24 protein-coding genes and 2 pseudogenes are annotated in these 25,614 nt (G+C 70.0%); 21 read left to right on the top strand and 5 right to left on the bottom strand.

Annotated elements, in window-relative coordinates:
* The first annotated feature begins 8 nt into the window (after positions 1–8).
* From H036_RS0109545 to H036_RS22335, 18 genes and pseudogenes are all read left to right on the top strand, one after another.
* Positions 9–1,175: an acyl-CoA dehydrogenase family protein gene (locus H036_RS0109545; RefSeq protein ID WP_017934563.1), complete on the top strand. Its 1,167-nt coding sequence runs from the start codon at positions 9–11 to the stop codon at positions 1,173–1,175.
* Positions 1,175–1,612, top strand: a complete 438-nt coding sequence (locus H036_RS0109540; protein WP_017934562.1) for a GlcG/HbpS family heme-binding protein — start codon at positions 1,175–1,177, stop codon at positions 1,610–1,612. Before H036_RS0109545 ends, H036_RS0109540 begins: the two co-directional genes overlap by 1 nt.
* Before the next feature lie 180 nt (positions 1,613–1,792).
* On the top strand, positions 1,793–2,977 hold the full coding sequence (locus H036_RS0109535) for a sugar ABC transporter substrate-binding protein (RefSeq protein WP_017934561.1): 1,185 nt from the start codon (positions 1,793–1,795) through the stop codon (positions 2,975–2,977).
* On the top strand, positions 2,974–4,515 hold the full coding sequence (locus H036_RS0109530) for a sugar ABC transporter ATP-binding protein (RefSeq protein WP_017934560.1): 1,542 nt from the start codon (positions 2,974–2,976) through the stop codon (positions 4,513–4,515). Before H036_RS0109535 ends, H036_RS0109530 begins: the two co-directional genes overlap by 4 nt.
* Positions 4,516–4,530: 15 nt before the next feature.
* A complete protein-coding gene (locus H036_RS0109525; RefSeq protein ID WP_017934559.1) occupies positions 4,531–5,637 on the top strand; it encodes an ABC transporter permease in 1,107 nt (368 codons plus the stop codon).
* A gap of 50 nt (positions 5,638–5,687) precedes the next feature.
* Entirely contained in the window at positions 5,688–6,899 is a 1,212-nt protein-coding gene (locus H036_RS0109520; protein ID WP_017934558.1) for a flavin reductase, read from the top strand.
* Positions 6,900–6,996: 97 nt separating this feature from the next.
* Positions 6,997–8,442 (top strand): aldehyde dehydrogenase family protein, encoded by a 1,446-nt coding sequence (locus tag H036_RS0109515; protein WP_017934557.1) that lies wholly within the window; start codon positions 6,997–6,999, stop codon positions 8,440–8,442.
* Positions 8,442–9,992 carry a GMC family oxidoreductase gene (locus H036_RS0109510; protein ID WP_017934556.1) on the top strand — a complete coding sequence of 517 codons (1,551 nt, stop codon included), beginning with the start codon at positions 8,442–8,444 and terminating at the stop codon, positions 9,990–9,992. Before H036_RS0109515 ends, H036_RS0109510 begins: the two co-directional genes overlap by 1 nt.
* Before the next feature lie 96 nt (positions 9,993–10,088).
* Entirely contained in the window at positions 10,089–10,964 is an 876-nt protein-coding gene (locus H036_RS0109505) for a VOC family protein (protein ID WP_017934555.1), read from the top strand.
* Between the two features lie 2 nt (positions 10,965–10,966).
* On the top strand, positions 10,967–12,175 hold the full coding sequence (locus tag H036_RS0109500) for a hydroxylase (protein ID WP_198289933.1): 1,209 nt from the start codon (positions 10,967–10,969) through the stop codon (positions 12,173–12,175).
* A gap of 19 nt (positions 12,176–12,194) precedes the next feature.
* Positions 12,195–12,707 carry a VOC family protein gene (locus H036_RS0109495; protein ID WP_017934553.1) on the top strand — a complete coding sequence of 171 codons (513 nt, stop codon included), beginning with the start codon at positions 12,195–12,197 and terminating at the stop codon, positions 12,705–12,707.
* Positions 12,707–13,528 carry a fumarylacetoacetate hydrolase family protein gene (locus H036_RS0109490; RefSeq protein WP_017934552.1) on the top strand — a complete coding sequence of 274 codons (822 nt, stop codon included), beginning with the start codon at positions 12,707–12,709 and terminating at the stop codon, positions 13,526–13,528. The genes H036_RS0109495 and H036_RS0109490 overlap by 1 nt, the downstream gene beginning before the upstream one ends.
* Positions 13,521–14,084, top strand: a complete 564-nt coding sequence (locus tag H036_RS0109485; protein ID WP_017934551.1) for a carboxymuconolactone decarboxylase family protein — start codon at positions 13,521–13,523, stop codon at positions 14,082–14,084. Before H036_RS0109490 ends, H036_RS0109485 begins: the two co-directional genes overlap by 8 nt.
* Complete coding sequence (locus H036_RS0109480) at positions 14,081–14,908, top strand: alpha/beta fold hydrolase (protein WP_036487834.1); 828 nt, start codon at positions 14,081–14,083, stop codon at positions 14,906–14,908. Before H036_RS0109485 ends, H036_RS0109480 begins: the two co-directional genes overlap by 4 nt.
* Before the next feature lie 266 nt (positions 14,909–15,174).
* A pseudogene (locus H036_RS24890) lies at positions 15,175–15,339 on the top strand (hypothetical protein); the annotation flags it as partial.
* Positions 15,336–15,854, top strand: coding sequence for a tyrosine-type recombinase/integrase (locus H036_RS25895; protein ID WP_017934548.1), 519 nt, complete (start codon positions 15,336–15,338; stop codon positions 15,852–15,854). The pseudogene H036_RS24890 and the gene H036_RS25895, both read left to right, overlap by 4 nt.
* Positions 15,855–15,875: 21 nt before the next feature.
* Positions 15,876–16,079 (top strand): annotated as a pseudogene (locus tag H036_RS26155) (site-specific integrase); the annotation flags it as partial.
* A gap of 277 nt (positions 16,080–16,356) precedes the next feature.
* Positions 16,357–16,986, top strand: coding sequence for an IclR family transcriptional regulator (locus H036_RS22335; protein ID WP_017934547.1), 630 nt, complete (start codon positions 16,357–16,359; stop codon positions 16,984–16,986).
* A 12-nt stretch (positions 16,987–16,998) separates the two neighbouring features.
* Here the strand turns inward: H036_RS22335 and H036_RS22330 are convergent, their stop codons facing one another.
* From H036_RS22330 to H036_RS0109450, 3 genes are all read right to left on the bottom strand, one after another.
* Entirely contained in the window at positions 16,999–18,180 is a 1,182-nt protein-coding gene (locus tag H036_RS22330) for a flavin reductase family protein (RefSeq protein WP_017934546.1), read from the bottom strand.
* An 87-nt stretch (positions 18,181–18,267) separates the two neighbouring features.
* Positions 18,268–18,921, bottom strand: coding sequence for a TetR/AcrR family transcriptional regulator (locus H036_RS0109455; RefSeq protein ID WP_017934545.1), 654 nt, complete (start codon positions 18,919–18,921; stop codon positions 18,268–18,270).
* Positions 18,918–19,670 carry a TetR/AcrR family transcriptional regulator gene (locus tag H036_RS0109450; RefSeq protein ID WP_232421837.1) on the bottom strand — a complete coding sequence of 251 codons (753 nt, stop codon included), beginning with the start codon at positions 19,668–19,670 and terminating at the stop codon, positions 18,918–18,920. Before H036_RS0109450 ends, H036_RS0109455 begins: the two co-directional genes overlap by 4 nt.
* A 193-nt stretch (positions 19,671–19,863) precedes the next feature.
* On the opposite strand from H036_RS0109450, the gene H036_RS0109445 reads away from it, so the two are divergent.
* The 3 genes from H036_RS0109445 to H036_RS0109435 are packed head-to-tail and all read left to right on the top strand — an operon-like array spanning position 19,864 to position 23,653.
* Positions 19,864–21,045 (top strand): sugar ABC transporter substrate-binding protein, encoded by a 1,182-nt coding sequence (locus H036_RS0109445; protein WP_017934543.1) that lies wholly within the window; start codon positions 19,864–19,866, stop codon positions 21,043–21,045.
* Complete coding sequence (locus tag H036_RS0109440; protein WP_017934542.1) at positions 21,042–22,571, top strand: sugar ABC transporter ATP-binding protein; 1,530 nt, start codon at positions 21,042–21,044, stop codon at positions 22,569–22,571. The genes H036_RS0109445 and H036_RS0109440 overlap by 4 nt, the downstream gene beginning before the upstream one ends.
* Positions 22,572–22,579: 8 nt before the next feature.
* A complete protein-coding gene (locus H036_RS0109435) occupies positions 22,580–23,653 on the top strand; it encodes an ABC transporter permease (protein ID WP_017934541.1) in 1,074 nt (357 codons plus the stop codon).
* 72 nt (positions 23,654–23,725) lie between these two features.
* Here the strand turns inward: H036_RS0109435 and H036_RS22325 are convergent, their stop codons facing one another.
* Positions 23,726–24,601 carry a hypothetical protein gene (locus H036_RS22325; RefSeq protein WP_017934540.1) on the bottom strand — a complete coding sequence of 292 codons (876 nt, stop codon included), beginning with the start codon at positions 24,599–24,601 and terminating at the stop codon, positions 23,726–23,728.
* A gap of 142 nt (positions 24,602–24,743) precedes the next feature.
* Positions 24,744–25,613, bottom strand: coding sequence for a fumarylacetoacetate hydrolase family protein (locus H036_RS0109425; protein WP_017934539.1), 870 nt, complete (start codon positions 25,611–25,613; stop codon positions 24,744–24,746).
* Position 25,614: the final 1 nt, after the last annotated feature.

Raw genomic sequence — 25,614 nt, 5'->3', positions numbered from 1 at the left:
AGTACAACGTGACCGAGGTTCGCGAGCGCATCGCCAAGATCAGCGACTTCCTGGACGACAACGGCCCCGCGTGCGAATCTCTCGGCCGGCTCACCGACGAGGCCGCGGAGAAGCTCCGCTGGTCCGGCGTCGTCAAGATGCTCCAGCCCCGCGAGTACGGCGGCGACGAGGCCCACCCGGTCGAGTTCTTCGAGGCCGTCCTCGACATCGGCACGCGCGCCGGCTCGATCGGCTGGGTCGCCGGCGTGGTCGGCGTACACCCCTGGGAGATGGCGCAGGTCGCCCCGTCGGTGCAGGAGCAGGTGTGGGGCGAGGACCCCGACACCTGGATCGCTTCACCGTACGCGCCGATGGGCCGGCTCAAGCCGGTCGACGGCGGCTACGTCTGCAACGGCCGCTGGTCCTTCTCGTCGGGCACCGACCACTGCTCGTGGATCATCCTCGGCGCCCTGATCACCGACGCCGACGGCAGGGTCGCCGGCCCGACGGCCGGTCGCCACATCATCCTGCCGCGCAGCGACTACGAGATCGTCGAGGACTCCTGGCAGGTCATCGGCCTCGAGGGCACCGGCAGCAAGGACGTGGTCATCACCGACATGTTCATCCCCGCCGAGCGAGTGATCTCGCCTGAGGAGCTCCCGCTCAACCTGGCCGAGCGCGGCCGCGACACCGCCCTCTACCGGATGCCGTTCGCGATCATGTTCTCCGGCATCATCGCCTGTGGCAGCCTCGCGATCGCGCACGGCGCACTGCGGACCTTCGTCGACTATGCCGGCAGTCGCGTCGACTCCAAGGGATCGGCCGCGTCCAGCAACCCCCACCAGCTGGTCACCCTGGGCGAGGCGAGCGCCGACATCGCTGCCAGCCGGGTGCAGTTCCTCAACGGCATCAACGAGATCTACAAGCTCGCCGAGAAGGGCCTCGACATCCCCGCCTCGGCCCGGCTCCAGACCCGGCGTGACCAGGTCCGCTCGGTACGACGCGCGACGAACGCCGTCGACCAGCTCTTCCTCCACGCCGGCGGCGCCGCCCTGCGGCGCGACCAGCCGTTCCAGCGGTTCTTCCGCGACATGCACGCCGCCCAGAACCACGCCAACAACGCCGCCGAGCTGACGTACGAGGGCTACGGGCGCAACCTGTTCGGCCTCGACGTCCCTCCCGGCGTCCGCTACTAATGCGCCTGGCACAGGCCGAGTCCCTCCTGGCCGCCGTGCAGGCGTACGGCGACGAGCATGCGCTGCGGCTCTCGGCGGCCGTCGTCGACGCGCGTGGTCACGAGGTGGCCGCGGCGCGGATGGACGGCGCCACCTGGCTCACGATCGGCGTCGCCCACGTCAAGGCGAGGACGGCCGCATGGTTCGGCCGGCCCTCCGGCGACCTCGCCGCGATGCGTGCCGCCCACCCGGAGGTCCTGCGCCTGGCCGGCGCCCAGCTCCCGGAGCCGCCGACCGACCTCCCCGGCGGCCTCCCCCTCTACGACGAGGGCGGGCTGCTCGGCGCGCTCGGCGTCAGCGGCGCGACCCCGGAGGAGGACGTGGCGGCAGCACGCGCGGCGATCGCATCCTGCGAGCGGCGCGCGGACGGAGAAACTCGTGCGCGGGGCAGCACGTGAGGCTCCACCTCGCACCTGCTCCCGAACCGGGTGTGCCGTTCTATGGGACGCCCTGGTGGAAGGGAGCCACCATCCTTCCTAGCGTGACCTGCACCACATATACCGATGTGACCTGAGTCATATCGTCCAGCGTCAGGTGACGGCCGCAAGCAAGGCGGCCACGAAACAGAGGACAGAAGAATGTCGAAGCCAGTTCAGCGCGCACGCCGCGCACGGCTGCTCGGGACCGCCGCCGTTGTATCCGTCGCCGCCATCGCCCTCGCGGCGTGCGGAAGCGGCTCCAGCGACAGCGCCACCGGCGGTGGCGGCGCCGGCGTCTCCGACTCCGCGATCCAGCAGGCGAAGGACACGATCGCGCAGCTCGAGAAGCCGATCACCAACTGGCCCGCCGTCGCACCGGTCACCAAGCCGGTCGACTTCACCGGCAAGACGGTGATGGTCATCCCGCTCGGCGACACCATTCCGGTCATGCACGGCATGGCCCTCGGCGCCAAGCAGGCCCTCGAGCACCAGGGCGCCACGGTCACGATGTGCGACGGCAAGATCAACCCGACGCAGGTCGCCTCCTGCCTCCAGCAGGCGGCCTCGCAGAAGGACTTCGCCGTCATCAGCATGTTCGTCGCCTACCCGATGGACGGCACCGGCTTCGACGCCGCGGCCAAGGCCGGCGTGAAGGTCCTGATCGCGGGCGACACCCCGGAGAAGGGCAAGACCTACCCCGCGGGTATCGACTTCTTCTCGTTCGGCACGAGCCTGCAGACGCTCTCGCAGCACGAGGCGGACGCGGCCATCGCCGAGAAGGGCAAGGACACCAACGTCATCTGGCTCGGCCAGACCGACAGCGCCGACACGATCGCCCAGGCGGACGCCGGCGAGAAGCGCTTCAAGGAGGTCTGCCCGAGCTGCGGCTTCCAGCTGGCCCGCTACAGCACCGCCAACTCCGACAAGGTGCCGTCCACGCTGAGCTCGCTCCTGGTCCGCAACCCGAAGACCAACGTCGTCGTCCTCCCGGTCGACACGCTCGCCCCCCAGGCGCTCCAGGGGATCCAGAGCGCCGGCTACGCCCAGAAGGTCACGATCATCTCCACCGGTGGTGACCTCTCGGGTCTGCAGCGGATCGCCTCGGGCACCGGACAGTCGCACGACTTCGCCGCCCCGGTCCTCTACAACGGCTATGCGATGGTCAACGGTCTCATGCAGCTCGCCGGCGGCCAGAAGGTCGACCCGCTGGTCAACGTGACCCGCGACATCTCCAAGAACAACGTCAAGAACATCAAGCTCAGCGAGGACGAGTACTTCACCAACCACTGGTTCGGCGACGACTCCTTCGAGCAGGCGTTCTACACGGCCTGGGGCTCGAAGTGACCTCGCCGCGGCTCGAGGCACGCCACGCGAGCAAGACGTACGGCGCCGCCACGGTGCTGGACGACGCTCACCTCGTGGTGGAGCCGGGTGAGATCCACGCTCTCGTCGGACAGAACGGCTCCGGGAAGTCCACGCTGGTGAAGATCCTGACCGGCTATCACGCCCCGGACCGCGGCATGGAGCTCGCCGTGGACGGGAAGCCGCTCTCGCTTCCCGTCCAGTGGCGGGCTGCCCAGGCAGCCGGCCTCGCGGTCGTCCACCAGGACATGGGGCTGATCGGGCACCTGACCGTGAGCGAGAACATCGGGGTGGGCAACTTCGTCTGCAACCGGTGGACCGGCAGGATCAACTGGAAGCGCCAGGCGCAGGCCGCTCGGGAGACCCTCGAGCGGCTGCAGCTGGACATCGACCCGCTCGCCCTGGTGGACACGCTGCCCGCATCCCACCGGGCGGCGGTCGCCATCGCCCGTGCGCTGCGCGGCGTCGTACCCGGCGAGGGCCTGCTCCTGCTGGACGAGGCCACCCGTTCACTGCCCCGCAGCGAGCTCGCGCACGTGCACGACCTGATGAAGCGCGTCGCCGCGAGCGGCACCTCCATCCTGATGGTGAGCCACAGCCTCGAGGAGGTGCTCGGCGTCAGCGACAAGGTGACGGTCCTGCGCGACGGCAAGGTCGCAGGCGCCGGTGTGCCGACGACGTCGCTCACCGAGGCCGACCTGGCCCGGCTGATGCTCGGCAAGACCGTCAACGCGGTCTCACGCGACCGCGAGTGCGAGACCAAGGCCAAGGTCGTCGCCCAAATCAACCAGCTCCAGCTCATGGGCGGCCACGAGCCGCTCGACATCGTCATCCGTGAGGGCGAGATCGTGGGCATCACCGGCCTGCCGGGCACGGGCTTCGAGCAGCTGCCGTACTTCCTCGGCGGCAGCCGGCGCTGCTCGGGCACGCTGGTGACCGACGCAGGTCGCGTCGACCTCAGGAGGACCAGCGTCGAGCAGTGCATGGGCATCGGCGTCGCCGTCGTGCCCGAGCGCCGCATCGACGAGGGCCTGGCGGTCGACCTGAGCATCCGCGACAACCTCGCTCTGCCCAGCATCAACCGACTGGGCAAGCCGTGGTTCGTGGCCAAGGGCTGGCAGGACTCGCTGACCGAGGACTCGATCAAGCGCTTCGACATCAAGGCCCGTGGCGGCGAGGACCTGGTCCGCGAGCTCAGCGGCGGCAACCAGCAGAAGGTGCTGTTCGCCAAGTGGCTCTCGACCGAGCCGTCCCTCCTGATCCTTCACGAGCCCACCCAGGCCGTCGACGTCGGTGCCCGCGCCGACCTGCTCGGCGCGATCTGCACGACCGCCGCCACCGGCAGGGGCGTACTGCTGATCAGCACCGAGCCCACCGACCTGGTGGAGACCTGCGACCGCATCCTCGTGATCCACCCGGGCCGCAAGCCCGTCGAGCTGCGGACCGACAACCCCGACGACGTACTCGACGCGGTCTACTCCGTCGCCGAGTCCGCCCCCATCCCGGCCACCGCGTCCTAGGCAACGGAGCACCCCATGTCTGACCAGTCCACCGTCCACACCGGAAACGACGGCTTTCAGGGGCTCGTCTCCGACGAGCAGACCTCGAGCCACCTCGTCGAGGACGTACCGGCCGACCGGCAGGGCGCGGGCGGCGGCGCCACCTCCGAGAAGATGAAGCGCGCGACCCCCGCGTGGCTCCGGGTCGGGATGGCTCGCTACGCGCTCGTCCTCGTCTGGGTGCTCATGGCCGGCTACTACTGGATACGCGAGCCGAGCCTGTTCGCCAGCCACGCGACGTTCTCGTCGATCTTCGGCTCCCAGCAGGTCCAGGTCTTCCTCGCGATGTCGGTGCTCGTCACCTCCGTCGCCGGTGAGATCGACCTCTCGGTCGCCTCCGTCATGGGCATCACGGCCACGGCGATCCCGGTGCTTGCCACCCAGCACGGCGTTCCGCTGCCTTTGGCTTGCATCATCGGTGTCGCCATCGCCGCCGTGGCCGGCCTGGTGAACGCGTTCTTCGTGGTGATCATGAACGTGTCGTCCTTCGTGGTGACCCTCGGCATGGGGACGCTCCTCATCGGCGTGGCGCAGGCGATCTCGCACACGCAGGTCGTCTCGGTGCAGAGCACCGGGCTGGCCAAGCTGTCGATCCAGCCGATCTTCGGCATGCCGATCTCGTTCTACTACGGCATCGTCCTGGCGCTGCTCATCGCCTACGTCATCGCCTGGACCCCGATCGGGCGCGCCATCGTCTTCGTCGGCGCGAACCGCGAGGTCGCCCGGCTGGCAGGCATCCGAGTCAACCGGATCCGCTTCGCGTCGTACGTCGTCGGCTCGCTGTTGGCCGGCCTCGCCGGCCTGATCCTGGTCGCGACCGTCGGCGGGTTCGACAGCTCCACCTCGATGACGTTCCTGCTGCCCGCGCTGGCCGCGGTCTTCCTCGGCACCGCTGTCATCCAGCCCGGCTCCTTCAACGCCATTGGCACCATGGTCGCGATCTACTTCCTGGAGACGGGCATCTTCGGCCTCCAGCTGCTCGGATACTCGGGCTGGATACAGAATGTGTTCTACGGCGCAGGTCTGGTCGTCGCGGTCGCCCTCGCGAAGGTGATCCGGGACCGTTCCACGAAGGTCGCTTGACCGGGAACATCTCTCCGGTACGAATGGACCCTCCAAGCGAAGGAAGCGCGATGACTGAGACAACTCCGGAGACCTCGGGTCCGGTGATCGAGCCGCGTCACTTCCGCGAGACCCTCGGGCACTATCCCACCGGGGTCGCCGCCATCACGGCGGTCACCGAGGAGCACGGGCCGATCGGCATGATCGTCGGCTCGTTCACCTCGGTCTCCCTGAACCCGCCGCTGGTGGCGTTCATGCCGCAGAAGACGTCCGGGACCTTCGAGCTGCTGCGCGCGGCCGACTCGTTCTGCGTCAACGTGCTCTCCGCCGACCAGGAGCAGCTGTGCCGCCGCTTCGCCGCCGGGGGCGTCGACAAGTTCGCCGGTATCGGCTGGCAGGCGGCGCCCAGCGGCGCGCCCGTGCTCGATGACGTCGTCGCCTGGATCGACTGCACCTACGAGTCGATCGTGGAGGCCGGGGACCACTACATCGTGCTCGGCCGCGTCGGCGCCGTCGACGTGGTCAAGCCCGCTCTGCCGCTGCTCTTCTTCCAGGGCGGCTACGGCCGGTTCTCGCTTCCCTCGCTGGTCGCCGGGGCGGATCCCGACCTCATCCACAGCATCCGGCTGGCCGAATTCGCCCGCGACCAGATCGAGGCGGTCGCCGACGAGCTCGGTGCCGAGTGCAGCGTCATGGCGCCGGTCGGGGAGGACTCCGTCTTCGTCGCGTTGGCGAGCCGGGCCGCCGTGCCCAGCAATGTCTCGCTCGGCTTCCACGTCCCCCTCGTCCCGCCGCTGGGCTCCGTGTTCATCTCCAATCTCGGCTCAGTGGCGATCAACGCCTGGCTCTCGCGGATCCCGCAGGCCGACGAGGAGACCCAAGCGACGTATGTCGCCCAGCTCGAGCGGGTCCGGGAGCGCGGGTACTCGCTCTCCCTGCGCGGCCCGCACTCCGACTGGGAGATGTTCACCGCCGCGCGCGACTACTCATCGCCGGATCGGCTGCCCGAGCATGAGCGCCGGTTCCGCACCCTCATCCGGGAGCAGGCACATCTCTACGAGCCCGACATCAACCCCGACGGCACCTACGACCTGCACTCCGTCGTCGTGCCCGTCCAGGGACCGATGGGCATCGTCCAGATCGCGCTGCGCTTGGCCAACACGCCCCGGCAGGCCAGCGGCCACGACGTGCTGCAGTGGATCGAGCGTCTCCAGGAAGCCGCCCGGGTCGTAGCCGAGCGGCTCTCCGTACCGCAGCCCACTGCGCTCCTCGCCGACGCCTGAACCTCGCATGCCGCTCCGCGGCACGAATGACTGGTCAAGCCGCCGGCTCACTTCGACTGTGGTCGCGATCACACTCCCACCTGCAAGGAGCATGGCCATGGCAGACCGTTCCACGATTCCCGCGCGTGCCCTCATCGACGGCCAGATGGTCGGTGCGGCGGCGACGTTCGACGTCGTTGCCCCGGCCACCGGCGAGGTGATCGCCTCCCTCCCCGACTGCGGCCCGGCCGAGCTCGACCGCGCTGTCGAGGCAGCCCGCCGAGCACAGCCGGTCTGGGCGGGCGACGAGGAGGCGAGGCGTACGGCGCTGCGCCGCCTCGCCGACCTGATCGAGGCCCACGAGAAGGAGCTCGCCGAGATCGTCGCCGTCGAGACGGGCCACCCTGCGATGGCCGGGGGCTTCGAGGCCAGAGGTGCCGCACACCACGTGCGCTGGGTGGCCGACGCCGAGGTGCCGACCTACGAGCTGCCCGACGCGAGCGGAGCGCGCACCGTCGCCGAGCACGTGCCGGTCGGTGTCGCCGCCGCCATCGTGCCGTGGAACGCCCCGCTCGTGATGGCCGCGCACAAGCTCGCAGCGGCGGTCCGGGTCGGCAACACCATCGTGCTCAAGCCCAGCCCGTTCACCCCGCTGGCGACGCTGCGCCTCGGCGAGCTCGTCGCCGAGGCGCTGCCGGCCGGTGTGGTCAACATCCTGCCCGGCGGTGACGAGCTCGGTCGCGCGATCACCAGCCACCCCGGCATCGACCTGATCTCGTTCACCGGCTCGGTGGAGACCGGCAAGGCGATCATGGCCGCGGCCGCACCCACCCTGAAGCGGGTCACCCTCGAGCTCGGTGGCAATGACGCGGCGATCGTGCTCGACGACGCGGATCCCGACGTCGTGGCCGAACCGCTGTTCCGCTCGGCGTTCATGCTCAGCGGCCAGGTGTGTCAGGCGATCAAGCGCCTCTACGTCCACCGGAGCAAGTACGACGCCGTGGTCGAGCGACTCGCGGCGATCGCCTCGGCCGTCGTGGTCGGAGCGCCCTTCGAGCCCGACGTCGCCGTCGGCCCGCTCACCACCGCGGCCCAGCGCGATCGGGTCGAGGAGCTCGTCGAGGACGCCCGCGCCCACGGCGGCCAGATCCGGGCCGGCGGCCACCGCCTCGACCGGCCGGGCTGCTTCTACGCCCCCACCATCGTCACCGGCCTTTCCGACTCCGACCGGCTCGTCGCCGAGGAGCAGTTCGGTCCGGCGCTCCCCGTCCTGGTGTACGACGACCTCGAGGACGCGATCACCCGCGCCAACGGCACGCCGTACGGCCTGTCGGCATCGGTGTGGACCAGCGATCCGGCGCGCGGCGAGGAGGTGGGCCGTCGCCTTGTCGGCGGCTCGGTGTGGATCAACAAGCATGCCGGCGTCGATCCCGGAATACCGTTCGGCGGCATGCGGCAGAGCGGCATCGGTCGCGAGAGCGGCCTGGCGGGCCTGCTCGGGTTCACCGAGCTGCGCACCGTCACCGTCCCCGCCGCCGAGTCGACGACCGAGTCGGTGGCCTGATGAGCACGCAGGACTTCGACGCGCTGCACGACTTCGACTACATCATCGTCGGCGCCGGTGCCGGCGGCTCCGTCCTGGCCAACCGGCTCAGCGCCGACCCGGCCGTGCGGGTGCTGCTGCTCGAGGCGGGCCTGGAGTACCCCGGCTCCCAGACGCCCGAGTTCTTCCGGCGCCGGGTCCTGGAGACCGGGCTCGAGCAGACCATGGGCGCGATGCGCCTGCCGGAGTACTACTGGACGGGCGTGACCGCTCGTCGTACGCCCGACCGTCAGGCCCTGCCCTACATCCGCGGCAAGGGTGCCGGTGGCAGCTCGACGGTCAACGGCATGGTCGCCGTCCGCCCGGAGCCGGCCGACATCGACGGCTGGGCCGCGATGGGCGCCACCGGGTGGGGCTGGGACGACTTCCTGCCGTCGCTGTGCAAGCTCGAGTCGGACCTCACGTACGGCGACAAGCCGTGGCACGGGGGTGACGGGCCCATCCCGATCTGGCGCGAGCCGGAGCAGGGCTGGGGCGACGTCGACCGCGCGCTGTACGAGTGCGGCAAGCAGGACGGCTGCGCGGAGCACGACGACTACAACGAGCCGGGTAGCACCGGCCTGTCGCGCTATCCGAGCAACAACACCGCCGACGGCTTGCGGGTCTCGACGAACATCGGCTACCTGGACCCCGCTCGCGGCCGTGCCAACCTCACCATCCGGGGCAACAGCCAGGTCGACTTGGTGGTGATCAGGGACGGGCGAGCCGTCGGCGTACGCCTGGTCGACGGCACGACCGTGGACGCCGCTCCCGGCGGGGAGGTCATCCTCTCGGCCGGTGCGGTGCACACCCCGCCGATCCTGCTGCGCAGCGGCATCGGCCCGAGCGCCGAACTCGCCCGGCTCGGGGTCACCACCGTCGCCGACCTGCCCGTGGGTGAGGGCATGCAGGACCACGCGATCTGCGCGATCGACTTCGTCCCGACCGAGGACCGCTTCTATGCCGAGGACCTGCGCGCGACCAACACCACGATCCGGTTCTCGTCCGCCCTGCCCGGCACGCAGCCCAACGACGTGGTCATCCTCGGCACGAACCACAACTACTGGTTCGGCAACCAGAACTCCGGACTGGCGGTCCAGCTCAACGAGGCCTGGACCCGGGGCCGGCTCACCCTGCCCTCGGCCGACCCGAGCGTCGACCCGGTCCTGGAGCACGACCTGCTCTCCGACCCGACCGACTACGCCCGGATGAAGGAGGGCCTCGACCGGGCCTGGGACTTCCTGGGCCGCCCGGAGTTCCGCAAGCTCATGGTCGGCGACCCCTGGGGTCCGCGCACCCGCGCCGAGATCATGGCCCAGGTCAAGGACGTCGTCCACGCCTGCTCGACCGCCCGGATGGGCCAGCCCGACGACCCGGCCGCCGTGGTCGACCCGCGCTGCCGCCTCCTCGGACTCGACGGCCTGCGCGTCGTCGACGCCTCGATCATCCCGAAGGTGGTCAGCGCCAACCTGCATCTGACCGTGATCGCGATCGCCGAGAGGGCCAGCGAGCTGATCCTGGCCGACCGCTGAGCGACCCATGCCACATCGCGGCACAGCCGGCGTGCGCCTCGGGCGCCCGGCGGCGAATGTACGGACGAGACCCCCGTCACACCTCCAGGAGAAGACATGAGCGCGACCGTCCGCAGCCTCGGCTACGTGATCCTCGGGTGCACCGATCTCAACGCGTGGCGCACGTTCGCCCCCCACGTGCTCGGCATGGAGCTGGTCGAGCGCGCCGAGACCTCGCTCCGGTTCCGGATGGACGAGTTCGGCTACCGTTTCCAGGTCGAGGAGGGCGCCCCCGAGGGCGTGCACACCCTCGGCTGGGCCGTCAAGGGCGCCGACGAGCTCACCGAGGTCATCTCCCGCGTCGAGAAGTACGGCTACACCGTCACCCACCACGGCGTGGGCTCGGCGCTGGCGAACGCCCGCAACGTCGTCGACATCGCCACGTTCACCGACCCCGAGGGCATCAACCTCGAGCTGATGTACGGCCTCGAACAGGCGCTCACGCCCTTCGTCTCGCCGGTCGGCACCACCTTCGTCGCCAACCGGGAGCTCGGCCTCGGCCACGTCTTCCAGCTGGTCGGTGACGTGGAGAAGTACAACGAGCTCTACCGCGACGTGCTCGGCTTCGCGCTCAGCGACTACATCGGCCCGGCGACGTTCTACCACTGCAACCCGCGGCACCACTCCTTCGCCTTCGTGCCGGTCATGGACGACGACCGCAAGCGCCTGCAGGGCATCGGCCACATCATGTTGGAGACCACCGACATCGACGGTGTCGGTCGCGCGATCGACAACATGTACGCCCACGGCGCCAAGGAGAAGGCGACGCTGGGCAAGCACACCAACGACAAGATGATCTCGTTCTACGTCGAGACGCCCTCACGGACCCAGATCGAGTACGGCACCGGCGGCATCTTCATCGATGACGCCACCTGGGTCCCGACCCAGTACCCGTCCGCGCACTACTGGGGCCACGATCGCGAAGGGCTGTGACGATGACGAAGATGCAGCCCGGCGCGCCGCGCCACACCGGCGTCCTCGATCGCATCGCCGCCGTCGCCGGCGTCCTCAAGAAGGACGCGCCGGCGTGTGACGAGCTCGGCCACCTCACCCCGGTCAGCGAGGATGCGCTCCGTTCCACCGGCGTCGTCAAGCTGCTCCATCCGGCGGACTTCGGCGGCCTCGAGGGGCACCCCACCGAGTTCCTGGAGGGCTGCGTCGAGCTCGCCGCCCTGAACTCCTCGGTCGGCTGGGTCGCCGGCGTCGTCGGCGTCCACCCGCACGAGGTGGCGCTGGCCGACCGCAGGCTGCAGGAGGAGATCTGGGATGCCTCGCCGCTCGGGCCCGAGACGTGGATCGCCTCGCCTTACGCGCCCGGCGGGGTGCTCGTCCCGACCGAGGGCGGCTACATCTTCAACGGCCGCTGGGGTTACTCGTCCGGCACCGACCTGTGCCAGTGGGTCACCATCGGCGCCTGGATCGCCGACGCGGACGGCGAGCTCCGCGACCGGACGGTCTGTCACGTCGCCGTGCCCCGCTCCGACTACGAGATCGTCGCGGACTCGTGGGACGTCGTCGGCCTCAAGGGCACCGGCTCGAAGGACCTCGTCATCAGGGACGCCTTCGTGCCGGCCCATCGGGTGATCCGCATCGAGGCGGTGACCGAGGGCTCCGCCGCACCCGCGGCCGGACGCGGTGACGCACCGGTCTTCTACCTGCCGCGCAACATCACGTTCGCCGGTGCGGTCACCGCCGCTACCGTCGGCATCGCCAAGGGCGTCGTCGACACTTTCATCGAGATCACCCGCGACCGCCAGGCCCGTCACGGCAAGGCCTCCAAGGACCCGTTCCAGCTGGCCACCCTCGGCCGCGCCGCCGCCGACGTCGACTCGGCGGTCGTGCAGATCCTGCACGACATGGACCGGGCCTATGCCTACTGCCTGCGCGGCGAGCTCGTGCCGATGTCGCTGCGTGCGGAGCTCCGGCGCAACCAGGCCGCGGCAGCGCAGCGTGCGGCCGACGCGGCCGACGCCGTGTTCCGCATCAGCGGAGGCGCCGGTGTCTACGCCTCCGCCGGGCTCGAGCGCCGCTGGCGCGACAGCCAGGCCGCGCTGCACCACATCCACAACCTCGCCGAGCCGGTCTGGCAGTCCTGGGGACTGCTGTTCTTCGGCCACGAGGGTCTGCCCACCGTCAAGTTCTGATCGTCCCAAAGGAGCAACCATGCCCATCGCAGAGCTCGGTCACACCGGCGTCTGGGTCAACGACCTGGAGAACATGCGGAAGTTCTACTCCACCATGCTCGGCCTGACCATCACCGACGAGGACCTCGACCACGGCATCGTCTTCATGAGCGCCCGTCCCGAGGTCGAGCACCACGAGTTCGTGATCGCCCGCGGCCGTCAGGCGCCCGACGACGTGAAGCTGATCCAGCAGATCTCCTTCCGCGTCGACGACATCGAGACGCTGCTGGAGTTCCACAACAAGTTCAAGGCCGCCGGCGTACCGGTCCAGCAGGAGGTCACCCACGGCAACGCCTACGGGATCTACTTCTGGGACCCCGAGGGCAACCGCGTCGAGGTCTACGTCCGGGTGCCGCTCGACGTGCGCCAGCCGTTCCGCAAGGACCTCGACCTCGACCAGAGCGCCGACGAGGTCATCGCCCAGGCCGAGCGTCTGCTCACCGACGGTGGCCCGGCCACGTCGGGCACGCCCGGTGGAAGGACGCGGGGCTGATGCGTCTGGCCTCGGTGCACGTCGACGGGGTCCCGCACGCCGCCCGCCTCGAGGGCGACCGGCTCGTCCTCCTCCCCCAGTCCGACGTGCGCGAGCTGCTGGAACAGGACGACTGGCGCAGCCTCGCCGCGGCCGACGGGGATGTGGTGCCGGTGGACGCCGCCGAGTTGCGTCCGGTCGTGCCCGACCCCCCGAAGATCATCTGCATGGGGCGCAACTACGCCGAGCACGTCGCCGAGGGTGGCCACGAGCTGCCCGAGGCCCCGGTGCTCTTCGCCAAGCACAGCGCCTCCCTGTGCGCGCCGTACGCGGATATCCCGATGCCCACCGTGAGCGAGCAGCTCGACTGGGAGGTGGAGCTGGCCTTCGTCATCGGCAAGGCCGGCCGCGCCGTCCCCCGTGAGGACGCGCTCGACCACGTCGCGGGCTACACCGTCAGCAACGACTTCAGCGTCCGCGACTGGCAGAACCGCACCAAGCAGTGGCACGCCGGCAAGGCGTGGGACGGGCTCACCCCCCTCGGGCCCGTCCTGGTCACCGACGACGAGCTGCCGCCCGGCGCAACCGGGCTGGACGTGACCTGCGAGGTCGACGGGGTGGTGATGCAGAAGGGCAACACGGCGCAGTTCATCTTCGACGTGCCCACCATGATCACCGACATCTCGACGTTCACCCGGCTCGAGCCCGGCGACGTGATCCTCACCGGCACCCCCTCAGGCGTCGGGAACGCCCGCGACCCGAAGGTCTTCCTGCGCCCCGGCCAGACGGTCGTCACCCGGGTGGACGGGGTGGGCGAGCTGAGGAACACGGTCGTTGGCTAGGGGACCGCTCCTGGCGCCCGCCGCCCTCACCGCCGAGCAGCGAGCGCTGTACGACGAGATCTGCGGCGGTCCGCGCGCCTCCGCCGAGCGTCCCGCGGGGCCGGTGGACGCCTCCGGTGCGCTCACCGGACCGTTCAACGCGATGCTCTACAGCCCGGCGGTCGGCGCTCCCCTGCAGCGGCTCGGCGCCGCGCTGCGCTACTCCTCGCTGTTGCCCGACGTCACCCGCGAGCTGGTGATCCTGGCGGTCGCCGCCCACCACGACTCCGTCTACGAGCGGGCGGCGCACCAGAGGGTCGCCGCCCGGCTCGGGGTCGACGAGGAGGCGTTCGTGGCGATCGAGGCCGGCGAGACGCCCGCGGCGTACCCGGAGGCGGCCGGCGCGCTCGAGCTCGCCCGCGCCATCCTGGCCGGCACCCTGCCCGACGACGACGAGTTCGAGCAGCTCCAGGAGGGCCTCGGCGACGCCGCGATCTTCGAGCTCAGCACGCTCGTCGGCTACTACTCCACGCTGGCCACCCAGCTGACGCTCTTCGACGTGAGGCCCCTGTCATGACCGAGCCGCTCACTCCTGAATCAACGTCCCGGCACGTCGTGGCTGACGGCGTACGCCTCCACCTGCACGAGGCCGGCGCAGGACCGCTGCTGCTGTTGATCCACGGCGGCGCGCCCGGCGCCTACGGCTGGGGGAACTTCGGCCAGAACATGGCCGCCTTCGCCAAGCGGTTCCGCACCGTCATCGTCGACCTGCCGGGGTACGGCCAGTCCGAGCTGCCGAGCCAGGAGCTCGACGGGCCCGAGGGCGGTCGCTACGCGTTCTACGCCCGCGTCTTCGCCGCACTCATCCGGGAGCTCGGGGCGAGCTCGGCGCATGTCGTCGGCCTGGCGACGGGCGGCGCCGCAGCCATGGCGATGGCACTCGACCATCCCGAGGTCGTGGACCGGCTGGTGCTGGTGAGCTCGGCGGGCGGGCTGCCGCTGTTCACGCCGACGCCGAGTGAGGGCCAGAAGGCGATCCGCTCCTACTACGGCGGCCGCGGGCCCTCCCGCGAGAAGATGGTCAGCTACCTCGAGCTCATGCTGCACGACCAGGAGCTCGTCACCGACGAGCTGGTCGAGGACCGTTACCAGGCCAGCCTCCTCGCGCGCCCGCAGGACGTCGGCAGCCCGGAGCAGCTGTGGACCCGGCTTCACCAGATCACCGCGCCGACCCTGGTGGTCTGGGGCCGTGACAACCGCGTCCAGGGCTACGACAACGCGCTCTTCCTGCTCCAGCGCATCCCGGATGTCGAGGTGCACATCTTCGGCAGGACCGGCTTGTGGGTGCCGTACGAACGCGCTGCCCGTTTCGAGGCGCTAATCGGCGACTTCCTGCCCTGAGCGGACCGGGCGCCGGTCGGGGCGAGCACCTGCAGCAGTGCTGCCTGCCGGCTCACTTCCGCGGCTGAGCCGGATTGGGGGGACGCCCTGCGACGGCGGGTTCTGCGGCGGGCCCTCGGTCTGCGGCGACGCCGCTTCCGGGGCGGGGGCGCTGCCCGCGTCGGCCCCGCCGACCGTAGGGTCGCCGGTGCCCGGCTCGGCGCCGTTCTCCAGCTGGCTCAGCCGGTGCTCGAGCAGCTGGAGGATCGCGGGCGCTCGCGCAGTCGACGCTACGCATGTACCGCTCCTACCTGCGGCTGCACATCCTCCCGACGTTCGGCGAGCTGCGCCTCGACGAGATCACCCCAGGCATGGTGAACAACTGGCACGACGATCTTCTGAACAAGGGGAAGACCAGCGGGAGTGCTACTCGCTGGCGCACTCGATCATGACCGAGGCGACGGGTGCCCACGGACCGCTCGTCGGCCGGATCAATCCGTTCGCGATCCGCGGCGCCGGCAGCGGCTCGAGCCGGCAGCGCACCGAGCTCATCACCGCCACCGAGCTCGAGGTCATCCGCGCCGCGATCCGCCCGGAATGGGAAGCAATGATCCTGATGGCGCTGCGGTGCGGCCTGCGCTTCGGCGAGCTGACCGCCCTGCGCCGCTCCGACATCGACCTCGACCGGAAGGTGATCCGAGTGCGCCGCGCGGTCGGCGTCGCAGGTCAGGGTGGTGCCCGCTACGAGAAGGCACCGAAGTCGGCCGCCGGTATCCGGCACCAACGCATCCCGGACGCCGTCGCGCCGGCGGCCAGAAGTCACCTGCGGACCTACTTCACCGGACGCGACGGACTGCTCTTCCCCGGGCCGCAGGGCGGCTTCCTCTATTCAAGCGTCTTCAACGGAGCAGCCCAGCAGACCGACAACAGCGGGAAGTTGATCCGCAGGGCGCGCCCCGGCACCTGATACGCCGCCCGGCAGGTCGCCGGCCGAGACGACCTCCACTTCCACGACCTCCGCGCGACCGGCGCAACGCTCCTCGCGCAGAGCGGTGCCAACATCGCCGAGGTCCAGGCCTTCCTCGGCGACTCCACCCCGGCCGCGGCGCTGCGGTACGTCTGCGCTGCCGGGTCGAGGATGGACGTCCTCACTGACAAGCTCTCTCAACTCGCCGCGCGCGGGCACTGGTGAACGCTGCGGCTCCGTGCGATGTCGGCCACTACCAGCGGATACGCCGCAACGGGGCGCCTCGCGCGCGACTCGGCTGCTACCGCCGTGATAGTCCGGAACTGGCACGGGGAGGTCATGGTGACCGTTGATAATTGATGAATTCCCCGGTCCGACACGGCACGATAGAACCGTCGTCGGCGGTCGGTGACGGCAGTTCGCGGGCGTCGTGTTGCCGTGTCTAGCCAAGATGACACAGGCTGGCGCGCCTCCGATGTGCTCTCGTTAAACGGGCACACGCATGGCGCGGCGTCGCTTCTCCGTCCTGCTGTGCCATCAGGGCGATATCGATGCGGAGCCCGCAACGAGCCACCAGGCCGCTGCTCGAGCTGCAGCTGCGCATCGGCGCACCCTGCTCGAGCTGGCGATGCCCTTCCTCCGGGACCTGCACGAGCGCTCGCACGAGACGGTGCACCTGGGCGTCGCCGAGGGCGGCGAGGTGGTCTACGTCGCCAAGATCGGCGGCCGTCGACAGGCCTCGAGCCCTTCTCGCCCGGGCGGACGGATGCCGCTGCACTGCACCGCCATCGGCAAGGTCCTGCTCGCGCACGGCGGTGCGGAGCTCCAGCAGCAGATCCTCACCGGACCACTCGAACGCCGTACGCCCCACACCGTCATCGCCCCCGGCCTGCTGCGGCGTCAGCTCGAGGCGGTCCTCGAGAAGGGCGTCGCCTTCGAGCGCCAGGAGTCGACACCCGGCCTGCTCTGCGTGGCCGCGCCGGTGCTCGATGCCACCGGGAGTGCTGCGGTCGCAGCCATCAGCGTCACAGGCCCGGCCGCACGCTTCCGCCGGGAGCTCCACGTCGACGCCGTCCGTGCCGCCGCAACCGGGATGAGCAGCCTCGTCGCGCGTCGGCGTACCTCGACGTGACGAAACGCTAGGTCAGCCGGCAGCGGACTGCGGACAGCCGGCCGTGCTGCGCGCGAGCGAGGCACTCGCCTGGCTGGTGGTCGCCCGGAGCGCCTCGACGCGCTCGGCGATCTCCTCGGGCTCGAGGAGCCCGGGTGCGCCCCACAGCGTCAACGTGAAGGCAACGCCGCCCGCGGCGTCGAAGACCGGTGCGGTCAGCAGGCGCAGCTCGGCCGGTCCGGTGATCTCGTCCGGGTTGTAGCCGTCCGCGGCGTGCCACATCGCCTCCCGCAGGGCGGAGCCCGGCAGCTGTGGATCACCCTCGTTGACCCGGATGGTGATCGCCTCGAGGTGCTCACCGAGTTGATGGCCGACCGCGATGGCGAACCCGCGGCGGCGCACAAGCTCAGGCGTACAACGCACGGACTCGGCGAACTCCTCCCCGACCTGACCAGCGACGGCGTCGGTCCAGGCACGCTGCAGGGCGGCGTCGCCCCAGGCGGCGAAGCAGCTGCCGAGCGGAGGCAGGAACGGCAGTCGTTGACCGACCCGGGTGGGAGCGACAGCCAATTCGGTACGCCCGACGGCCGCGGCCAGCACCAGCTCGTCGCGCACCCTGACGATCGCGGTGACCTCGGTGTCGAATCGAGCCGCCAGCGACTCGATCTGGTCGCGCACAAGGTCGATGCGGCGCAGGTGGTCGAGCAGATCGGAGCCCCCTGCCGCCAGCGAGAGCGGGGTGAACGAGCCGTAGCCACCACGGAAGAAGAGCAACGGCTGGGTGCCCTCGCCGAGCTGGAGGTCGTTTACCCGCCCAACGACGATGTGGTGGTCGCCCGCCTCGTGCACCTGCTCGGTGACGCAGTCCATCCACGCGACGGCGCCTTCGATGACCGGCAGCCCCGACGGCGCTGGACGCCACGCGATGTCGGCGAACTTGTCCTGCTTGCGGACCGCGACCGCTCGACAGACGTCCTCCTGGCTGGCGTCGAGCACGTTGATGCAGAACCGGTGACCGGACTCACGCAGTGCCCGCCAGGAACGCGAGCCCTGGTCGGGGAGGAAGGCCACGAGAGGCGGGTCGAGCGAGACGGAGGTGAACGAGCCGACGGTCATGCCGAGCGCAGCGCCCTCAGCATCCAGGGCGGTGACGACGACGACGCCGGTCGGGTACTGCCCCAGCACCTGCCGGAAATGGGTCGGATCGAAGGACATGGGAAACTCACTCTCTGTAACGATCACTACAGAGAGCATGGCACGGCCTCCCGGGTTGTGACAACCACCACTTCGCCGCCAGCCGGCTCAGACGACCTCGACCGCCGCCTCCACGATCGTGACCACCATGTCCACGAAATCCCGCGGATCTCCGGCCTGGTCGATCTGGTGCGCCAGGAACAGGCCGTCGGTCGCAGCGATCACGATGCGGGCGAGGTCGCGCGGGAGGTCGGACCGCTCCGCCCGCGCATCACCGGCGAGGAACACCCCGAACCAAGCAGTAAGGGCCTTCTCGACGTCACGCCGGGCCTGCATGAAGATCCCTCGGCCCGCCGGCTCCTCGGCCCGCTTCTCGAGCAGCAGCATGTGGCCGATCCGCAGGAAGTCGGGCGCCGACGCCAAGCTGGCGGTGGAGCGGGACAGGATCGTGCGCAGCGCCTCCCCAATCGAGCGCGCGCCGGGTCGGGGGCGGTCCCAGGTCGGCTGCACCGCGATCCACTCATCGAAGGAGTGCCGCACGACCTCGGCGAGCAGGTGATCCTTGTCGCGGAAGAACCAATAGACCGAGCTGACCGGCAAGCCGGAGCGCTTCGTCACCTTGGAGATCGTGGTGCCCTCATAGCCGCACTCGGCGGCGATCTGGGCGGCGGCGCGCAGGATGCGGGTGCGGGACGCCTCGCTCTGCTCGCCAAGCACCCCCTTGCCTGCCTGGTCCGCGCGGTCGCTCGCCTGGGTCGTCATGCCGCCTCCTGCGCGAGCCAGACCAGCGCTTGTCGACGCATGCCCGAAGCCGCCAGATTCGCGATCCGGTCCCGCTCCCATCCGTTGCCACTGCGGACCCCGAGGAACAGCCCGTCCATGAACGCCAGGTGGAAGCGCGCCAGCCGATCCGGGACGGTCGATTCCGCGGCCAGGCCGGCCGGCGCGAGCACGCTCGCCCACCAGGTGCGGATCGCCACGCGGGTCTCCTCCCGAAGCTGCAGGTACCGCGTCCGTGCGAGCGGCTCCACGGGTCTGTTCTCCAGTGCGAGCATCAGACCGAGCCGCCAGAATTCGGGTGAGTCGACGATCGCCTTGGCGGCGCGCCGGATTCGGTCCTTGATTTCCGCATTCGTCGCGTCCAGATCCGGGCCGCCGCTGGAGCAGTCGGATACATCGGATCCGGCTGTGCGCTCCAGCGTGTCGGGCCGCTCATCCCAGGTCGGAGTGGCGGCACGCCACCGCCGGTAGCTGTACTCCAACGTCTCGGCGAGCAGCTCGTTCTTGTTGTGGAAGTGCCAGTAGATCGAGCTCGCCGGGAGACCGGTCGCCTCGGTGACCAAGCCGATCGAGGTGCCCTCGTATCCACGCTCGGCAGCGATAACCAGGGTGGCTTCGAGGATGCGCTGGCGCGACTCGTCGCCCTGCTGGTGGCGACGCGCTGTCTTACGTGGCACGAAGGTCCCTTCCGTTGAACCGCTGCGGCAACTGCTACGCACAGTCTGCGGCACGCGCCGCCGACTCTGGTGCGGGGTCGAATCAGAAAACTTTGCCAAGACCGCTTGTGGTCCCAGTCACATCTTAGTAGCGTCTCGCATGCTCCCTGTAGTGATCGCTCTATGGACCGTAGTGATCGTTACGGAACGTGAAACCTCCCTCCGTGCAGCGTTCACACGCCGGCGGCCCCTACGAAAGGACTCCCCCGTGAAGAAGTCGGTGCGCTCCCAGGCCGCTGCAGCGGTCGCCGCCGTGCTAGCCACGGTCTCGCTCGCGGCCTGCTCCGCCACTGCCGAGTCGTCCAACGACGCCGACAGCTCCGGCGGTTCCAACTCGGGCGACGCCTCTGGCGTTGCGTACGCCAAGGCGCAGCTCGAGAAGTACTCCGCCACCCAGGACCACTACGGCGACATCGCCGCCGTGCCGAACGTGCCCGACCTCAACGGCAAGGCCGTCTGGTACATCCCGATCGGCACCAGCGTGCCGGTGCTCGCGAGCATGGGCGACGCCATCTCCGAGGCGCTCGGCAACCTCGGCGCGAAGGTCCACACCTGCGACGGCAAGTTCACTCCCACCACCATCTCGGAGTGCATGTCGACCGCCGCCACGCAGAAGGCGGCCGCCGTCATCACAGGATTCGTCGACTACAACATGGTCCCCGCCGCCTTCCAGGACCTGGCGTCCAAGGGCATCCCGACCCTCGTCGGGGGCCAGGCCGCCCCGTCGGGCGTCTCGGCCAGCAAGACCCTCGGCTTCTTCGACGCCTCGCCGCTCACCCAGCAGGCGTACAAGCTGATGGCCGACGCTGCGATCGCGGACAGCAACGGCAACGCCCAGGTCCTCGAGGTCTCCCTCACCGACTCGAGCACGACCAAGGCCAACACCGAGGCCACCGACGCGGAGTTCAAGCAGTACTGCCCCGCGTGCGAGGTCACCACCACCGAGACCACCACGGCCGCGATCGCGCAGCTCGGCTCCGCGCTGGCCGCCAAGCTGTCGGCGAACCCGAACATCAAATACGTCATCATCCCGCAGGACGCCTTCTACCAGGCCGCCCTCCCAGGTCTACAGAGCGCCGGCTTCGCCAACAAGGTCAAGATCATCACCGCGGGCGGCTCCACCGCCGGCATGCAGTCGGTCAAAGCCGGCCAGATCGCGTACGACATGGGCCAGGGCGTCTGGAACCAGGGCTGGTCGATGGCCGACGGCGCGGTCCGTCTCCTCGCCGGCGCCGAGGTCCAGCCCGAGACCCAGGGCCCGATCCGGGTGTTCACCAAGGACAACGCCGCGAGCCTCGACCTGACGGACGCCAACTACGCCAGCTCCGCCTGGTACGGCAGCGACGCCTGGAAGCAGGACTACCTGACCGCTTGGGGAGCCCAGAAGTGACGAACCCGGCTGCACCGCGACTCGCGGTCTCGAACATCTCCAAGACCTTCGGTCCCACCTGTGTCCTGCACCAGGCGGAGCTCGTGGTGCAGCCGGGAGAGCTTCACGCGCTCGTGGGGCAGAACGGTTCGGGCAAGTCCACCCTCGTCAAGGTCCTCACCGGCTACCACACCCCCGGCAGCGGCGGCTCGGTCGCCGTGGACGGGGAGCACCTGAGCCTGCCGGTCGAGTGGGCAGCCGCCCACCGCGCCGGCATCGCCGTCGTCCACCAGGACTTCGGCCTCCTCGACCACCTGAGCGTGGCCGAGAACATCGGGGTCGGCGGGTACGAACGCACCCGCTTCCTGCGACGCGTCGACTGGCGGCGCCAGCGTGAGGTCGCCGCTCGCGTCCTCGGCGAGCTCCAGCTCGACATCGAGCCGACGGCACTGGTCGGTAACCTCTCCGCCTCACACCGGGCGGGAGTCGCCATCGCGCGAGCGATGCGCGACCTCGTCCCCGGCGGCGGCCTCGTCATCCTCGACGAGTCGACGCGCTCCTTGGGCCGGCAGGAGCTCTCGCAGTTCCACGAGATGCTCCGCCGGATCCGCTCCACCGGTACGTCGATGCTGCTGGTGAGCCACAGCCTCGACGAGGTCCTCACCCAGACCGACCGCGTCACGGTCCTGCGCGATGGCCGCGTGGTGGGTGCCGGCCTCGCGACGGCGGAGCAGAGCGAGCAGTCCGTCGCGAAGCTGATGCTCGGTCGCGACGTCGACGACGTCGACACCCGCCCGGCCGGCGAGTCCCACTACGCACCCGGCGTGACGATCACGGGCCTGTCCGGCCCGGGCGCGGCCAGCCTCGACATCGCCATCGGGGCGGGCGAGATCGTCGGCCTCACCGGGCTGCCCGGCAGCGGCTTCGAACAGCTGCCCTACCTGCTCTCCGGCGCCACACCTGCGTCCGGCGAGCTGACCATCGACTCCACCGCGCTGTCCCTCGCTCGCGCGAGCGTCGCCGCCTGCATCCGCGCCGGCGTCGTACTCGTCCCCGAGCGGCGCGACCGCGACGGGTTGGCCATGAGCCTGAGCATCCGCGACAACATCAGCCTGCCGACGCTGACGCGGCACGGGCGACCGTGGTGGGCGGGACGGGGCTGGCAGGCGACGCAGACCGACGATGCGATCGCGACCCTCGGCATCCGCCCGAACGCTCCGATGCGCCTGATCCAGGAGCTCTCCGGCGGCAACCAGCAGAAGGTGCTGCTCGCCAAGTGGATGTCTGTCGGGCCCCGCTTCATGATCCTGCACGAGCCGACCCAGGCCGTCGACGTCGGCGCCCGCTCCGACATCCTCAACGCGGTCCAGCGTGCTGCCGCCTCCGGCGTCGCGGTCCTCCTCGTCAGCGTCGAGGCCTCCGACCTCGCCGCCGCCTGCGACCGGGTCCTGGTCTACGACGGCCCCGATCACCTCACGGAGATCCGCTCCACCGATCCCGACACGATCCTCGACGCCGTCTACGCCACGGCCGCCGCCGCTTCCTAGGAGACCTGATGAAGATCGAGACCCCGAGCCCGCAGGGCATCGAGGAGACGCAGTACGCGACACCCGCCGCCGACGCCGCGGGCGCCACGACGGCACTGCTCACCGAGGCCCGCAAGTCCGCCGATCGCTGGGCCTGGGCCCGCGCACTGAGCAGCCGCTACGCCCTCGTACTCGTGTGGGCGGTCATGGCGATCGCCTATCTCGTGATCATGCCGGACAAGTTCGGGCACATGACCTCGGTCCAGGCGATCTTCGGCTCGCAGCAGCTGCTCGTCTTCCTCGCGATGGCGGCGCTGTCCACGCTCATCGTCGGCGAGTTCGACCTGTCGGTCGCCTCCGTGATGGGCCTCGGCGCGACCATCATCCCCGTGCTCGACGGCACGCACGGCGTCAAAATCTGGCTCGCCTGCCTGGTCGCGCTCGCGGCGTGCACGCTGTGCGGTGTCGTCAACGCCTTCTTCATCGTGAAGCTGAACGTGCCCTCGCTCGTCGTGACTCTCGGCAGCGGCACCCTCTTCATCGGGATCGCCAAGCTGCTCGCCGGCGCTGGCGCCGTCTCGATAATCCCTAACAACGCGTTCCGCGACCTCACCCAGCTCGTGGTGCTCGGCATGCCGATCTCGTTCTGGTACGGCCTGGTCCTCTGCGGCGCCTTCGCATACGTCTGCGCCTGCACCCCGCTGGGCCGCCACCTGATGTTCGTCGGCGCCAATCGCGAGGTCGCCCGGCTGGCCGGGATCCGGGTCAACCGGATCCGCTCCGGGTCCTACGTCACCGCCGGCTTCCTGGCCGGCCTGGCCGCGATCGTCGTGGTCTCCTCGGTCGGCGGCTTCGACCCGACCTCGGCGGCGACGTACCTCCTGCCCACCCTGGCCGCGGTCTTCCTCTCCACCGCGGTCGTGCAGCCCGGTCAGTTCAACGCCATCGGCGCCGTCATCGGGATCTACTTCCTCGAGACCGGCATCTTCGGCCTGCAGCTGCTCGGCCTGACCGGCTGGATCCAGGACGTGTTCTACGGCGGCGGCCTGGTCTTCGCAGTGGCGCTGGCCACCATCGTGCGCCAGCACTCGAAGAGCGCCTAGCGGTCGGCTCCCGCACCAGCGACGGCTCCGTGATCCCAGTGATCACGGAGCCATCGTCGCGTGTGCGCCTTCTCAGACGCCGATGACCATGTCGTCGACACCGGCGATGACGGTCGTCCTCACGCCTCGGCCGATCCGGTCGGCGACGCGACGCCAGGCCCGATCGCCGATGTCGCCGGGCACCACGTGGTGCAGGGCGAGCGTGCGGACCAGGATGTCTCGGACCAGCTGGCGCAGCTGGGCCTCGGTGGTGTGCGCTCCGAACATGTGGTTGCGGAACGCTTCCTTGACCTCGTCACCGACCGGTAGCGCGTCGATGCTGGCGTTGACCGAGTCGTAGTCGATCACCTCGTTGAGCAGCAGGTCGCAGCCGTCGGCGAGCTCCAGCAGGTTGGGCGTGAGCGTGGTGTCGCCGGAGATCACGATCGAGCCGTGGTCGGACTCGAAGCGGAACGCGTAGGCGGGCACCACCTGGCCGTGCGAGACCAGGGTCGCGAGCACGCGTACCCGGTCATCCTCGTAGATCCGGAACGGACGCATCCGTGGCGGGGTCCCGTCGTAGCAGAGGTGCACGCCGGGTGGCAGCGCGATGTTGTGCCCGGTAACGACGTCGCCGATCTTCCCGGCGGCGGCATCGAACATCCGGTCGTTGATGTCGGCTCCGAACGCGTCGAAGAGGCTGCGCAGCATGCCGACTGTTACGGGTGTGGGATCAGCCGGGTTGAACGGCGCACTGGCTGAGCGACCCGGCGGGAACACGTGCGGGAGCCGCCCACGGTTGCCCGGTCCGTAGAGCTGGAATTGCACACCGACACCGAGGCCTCCGCCAACGAAGCCCTGGACGAAGAAGGTGAACAAGTCGGTGACGTGGTCCGAGTGCAGACGGGTCAGGAAGCCCGCTCGATAGGCGCTCAGATCGTTGCGACCGCAAGTGAGCGCGTCACCCACACAAGGTCCACGCCACCTGTCGAGACCCTCCGCCGGGACCGATCGGGCCCGGCGGAGGCCGGGCCCGTGTCCCAGGGCAACAACGTGTCGACCCGACGCATCCGGGGTATGGATGCGCCGGGTCGGCGTGGGAGTGGGTCGGTCAGCGGAAGGTGTGCTCCAGTGCGCCGAGACCCTCGACCCAGGTCCGCAGGGTCTCCCCGGACCTGAGGAAGCGCTGCGGTGACATGCCCAGGCCGACCCCGTCCGGGGTGCCGGTGAAGATGACGTCGCCGGGCATGAGCGTGATGACCTCGGAGAGCTTCGCGATCGTTGCGGGGATCGAGAAGATCAGCTTCGAGGTACGGCCGTCCTGAACGGACTCACCGTCGATGGCACAGCCGAGAGCGAGATCGTCCGGGTCCAAGCCGTCGGCCCGCAGCTCGTCGATCGTGGTGAGCCACGGACCGATCGGCGCGAAGCGGGGCCACGACTTGCCGAAGGAGAACTGCGCCGGCTGCACGGCGAACTGCAGCGCCCGGTCGGACAGGTCCTGCCCGACCGCCAGGCCGGCGACGTACGACCACGCCTCGTCCTCGGAGATCCGGTGGGCCGTCCTGGACATCACCGCGACGACCTCGACCTCCCAGTCGGTGTCGCCGTGGATGTCGATCTCGCCGAAGCCGCCGGTGATGGCGGACTGGTACTTGGTGAAGATCGGCGGCAGGTCGGTCGGGACCTCCATGCCGGCCTCCGCCGCGTGATCGGCGTAGTTGAGGCCGATCGCGACGACCTGCGGCGGGCGGGGTGCCGGCGAGCCTGAGGAGCTCCGGTCCAGGACGGCGTCGGCCGCCAGGGTCGGCAGCGCCGAGGTCGCCCAGGCGGTGAAGTCGTCCCAGACCCCGTAGAGCGACTGCGGGTCCGGGCCGAAGCGCCCCTCGGAGGCAGTGGCGATGTCGGCGCCCTTGGCACCGTCGGGATCGGTCCCGTGGAGGACGAGGACGGCGCGCCCGTCGTGGTTGGCGATGCGCACG

It is taken from the genome of Nocardioides sp. Iso805N (assembly GCF_000364605.1).
GTDB lineage: Bacteria > Actinomycetota > Actinomycetes > Propionibacteriales > Nocardioidaceae > Nocardioides.
The sequence above is the reverse complement of the archived record's forward strand: the minus strand, read 5'-3'. Positions and strand labels throughout refer to the sequence as shown.

Bases quoted from the DNA above. Each gene is read 5' to 3' on its own strand.
- H036_RS0109435 (WP_017934541.1), top strand. From the start codon at position 22,580: ATGAAGATCGAGACCCCGAGCCCGCAGGGCATCGAGGAGACGCAGTAC.
- H036_RS0109510 (WP_017934556.1), top strand. From the start codon at position 8,442: ATGAGCACGCAGGACTTCGACGCGCTGCACGACTTCGACTACATCATC.
- H036_RS0109520 (WP_017934558.1), top strand. From the start codon at position 5,688: ATGACTGAGACAACTCCGGAGACCTCGGGTCCGGTGATCGAGCCGCGT.
- H036_RS0109540 (WP_017934562.1), top strand. From the start codon at position 1,175: ATGCGCCTGGCACAGGCCGAGTCCCTCCTGGCCGCCGTGCAGGCGTAC.
- H036_RS0109505 (WP_017934555.1), top strand. From the start codon at position 10,089: ATGAGCGCGACCGTCCGCAGCCTCGGCTACGTGATCCTCGGGTGCACC.
- H036_RS22330 (WP_017934546.1), bottom strand. From the start codon at position 18,180: ATGTCCTTCGATCCGACCCATTTCCGGCAGGTGCTGGGGCAGTACCCG.
- H036_RS0109500 (WP_198289933.1), top strand. From the start codon at position 10,967: ATGACGAAGATGCAGCCCGGCGCGCCGCGCCACACCGGCGTCCTCGAT.
- H036_RS25895 (WP_017934548.1), top strand. From the start codon at position 15,336: ATGACCGAGGCGACGGGTGCCCACGGACCGCTCGTCGGCCGGATCAAT.
- H036_RS0109535 (WP_017934561.1), top strand. From the start codon at position 1,793: ATGTCGAAGCCAGTTCAGCGCGCACGCCGCGCACGGCTGCTCGGGACC.
- H036_RS0109480 (WP_036487834.1), top strand. From the start codon at position 14,081: ATGACCGAGCCGCTCACTCCTGAATCAACGTCCCGGCACGTCGTGGCT.
- H036_RS0109490 (WP_017934552.1), top strand. From the start codon at position 12,707: ATGCGTCTGGCCTCGGTGCACGTCGACGGGGTCCCGCACGCCGCCCGC.
- H036_RS0109495 (WP_017934553.1), top strand. From the start codon at position 12,195: ATGCCCATCGCAGAGCTCGGTCACACCGGCGTCTGGGTCAACGACCTG.
- H036_RS0109455 (WP_017934545.1), bottom strand. From the start codon at position 18,921: ATGACGACCCAGGCGAGCGACCGCGCGGACCAGGCAGGCAAGGGGGTG.
- H036_RS0109515 (WP_017934557.1), top strand. From the start codon at position 6,997: ATGGCAGACCGTTCCACGATTCCCGCGCGTGCCCTCATCGACGGCCAG.
- H036_RS22335 (WP_017934547.1), top strand. From the start codon at position 16,357: ATGGCGCGGCGTCGCTTCTCCGTCCTGCTGTGCCATCAGGGCGATATC.
- H036_RS0109525 (WP_017934559.1), top strand. From the start codon at position 4,531: ATGTCTGACCAGTCCACCGTCCACACCGGAAACGACGGCTTTCAGGGG.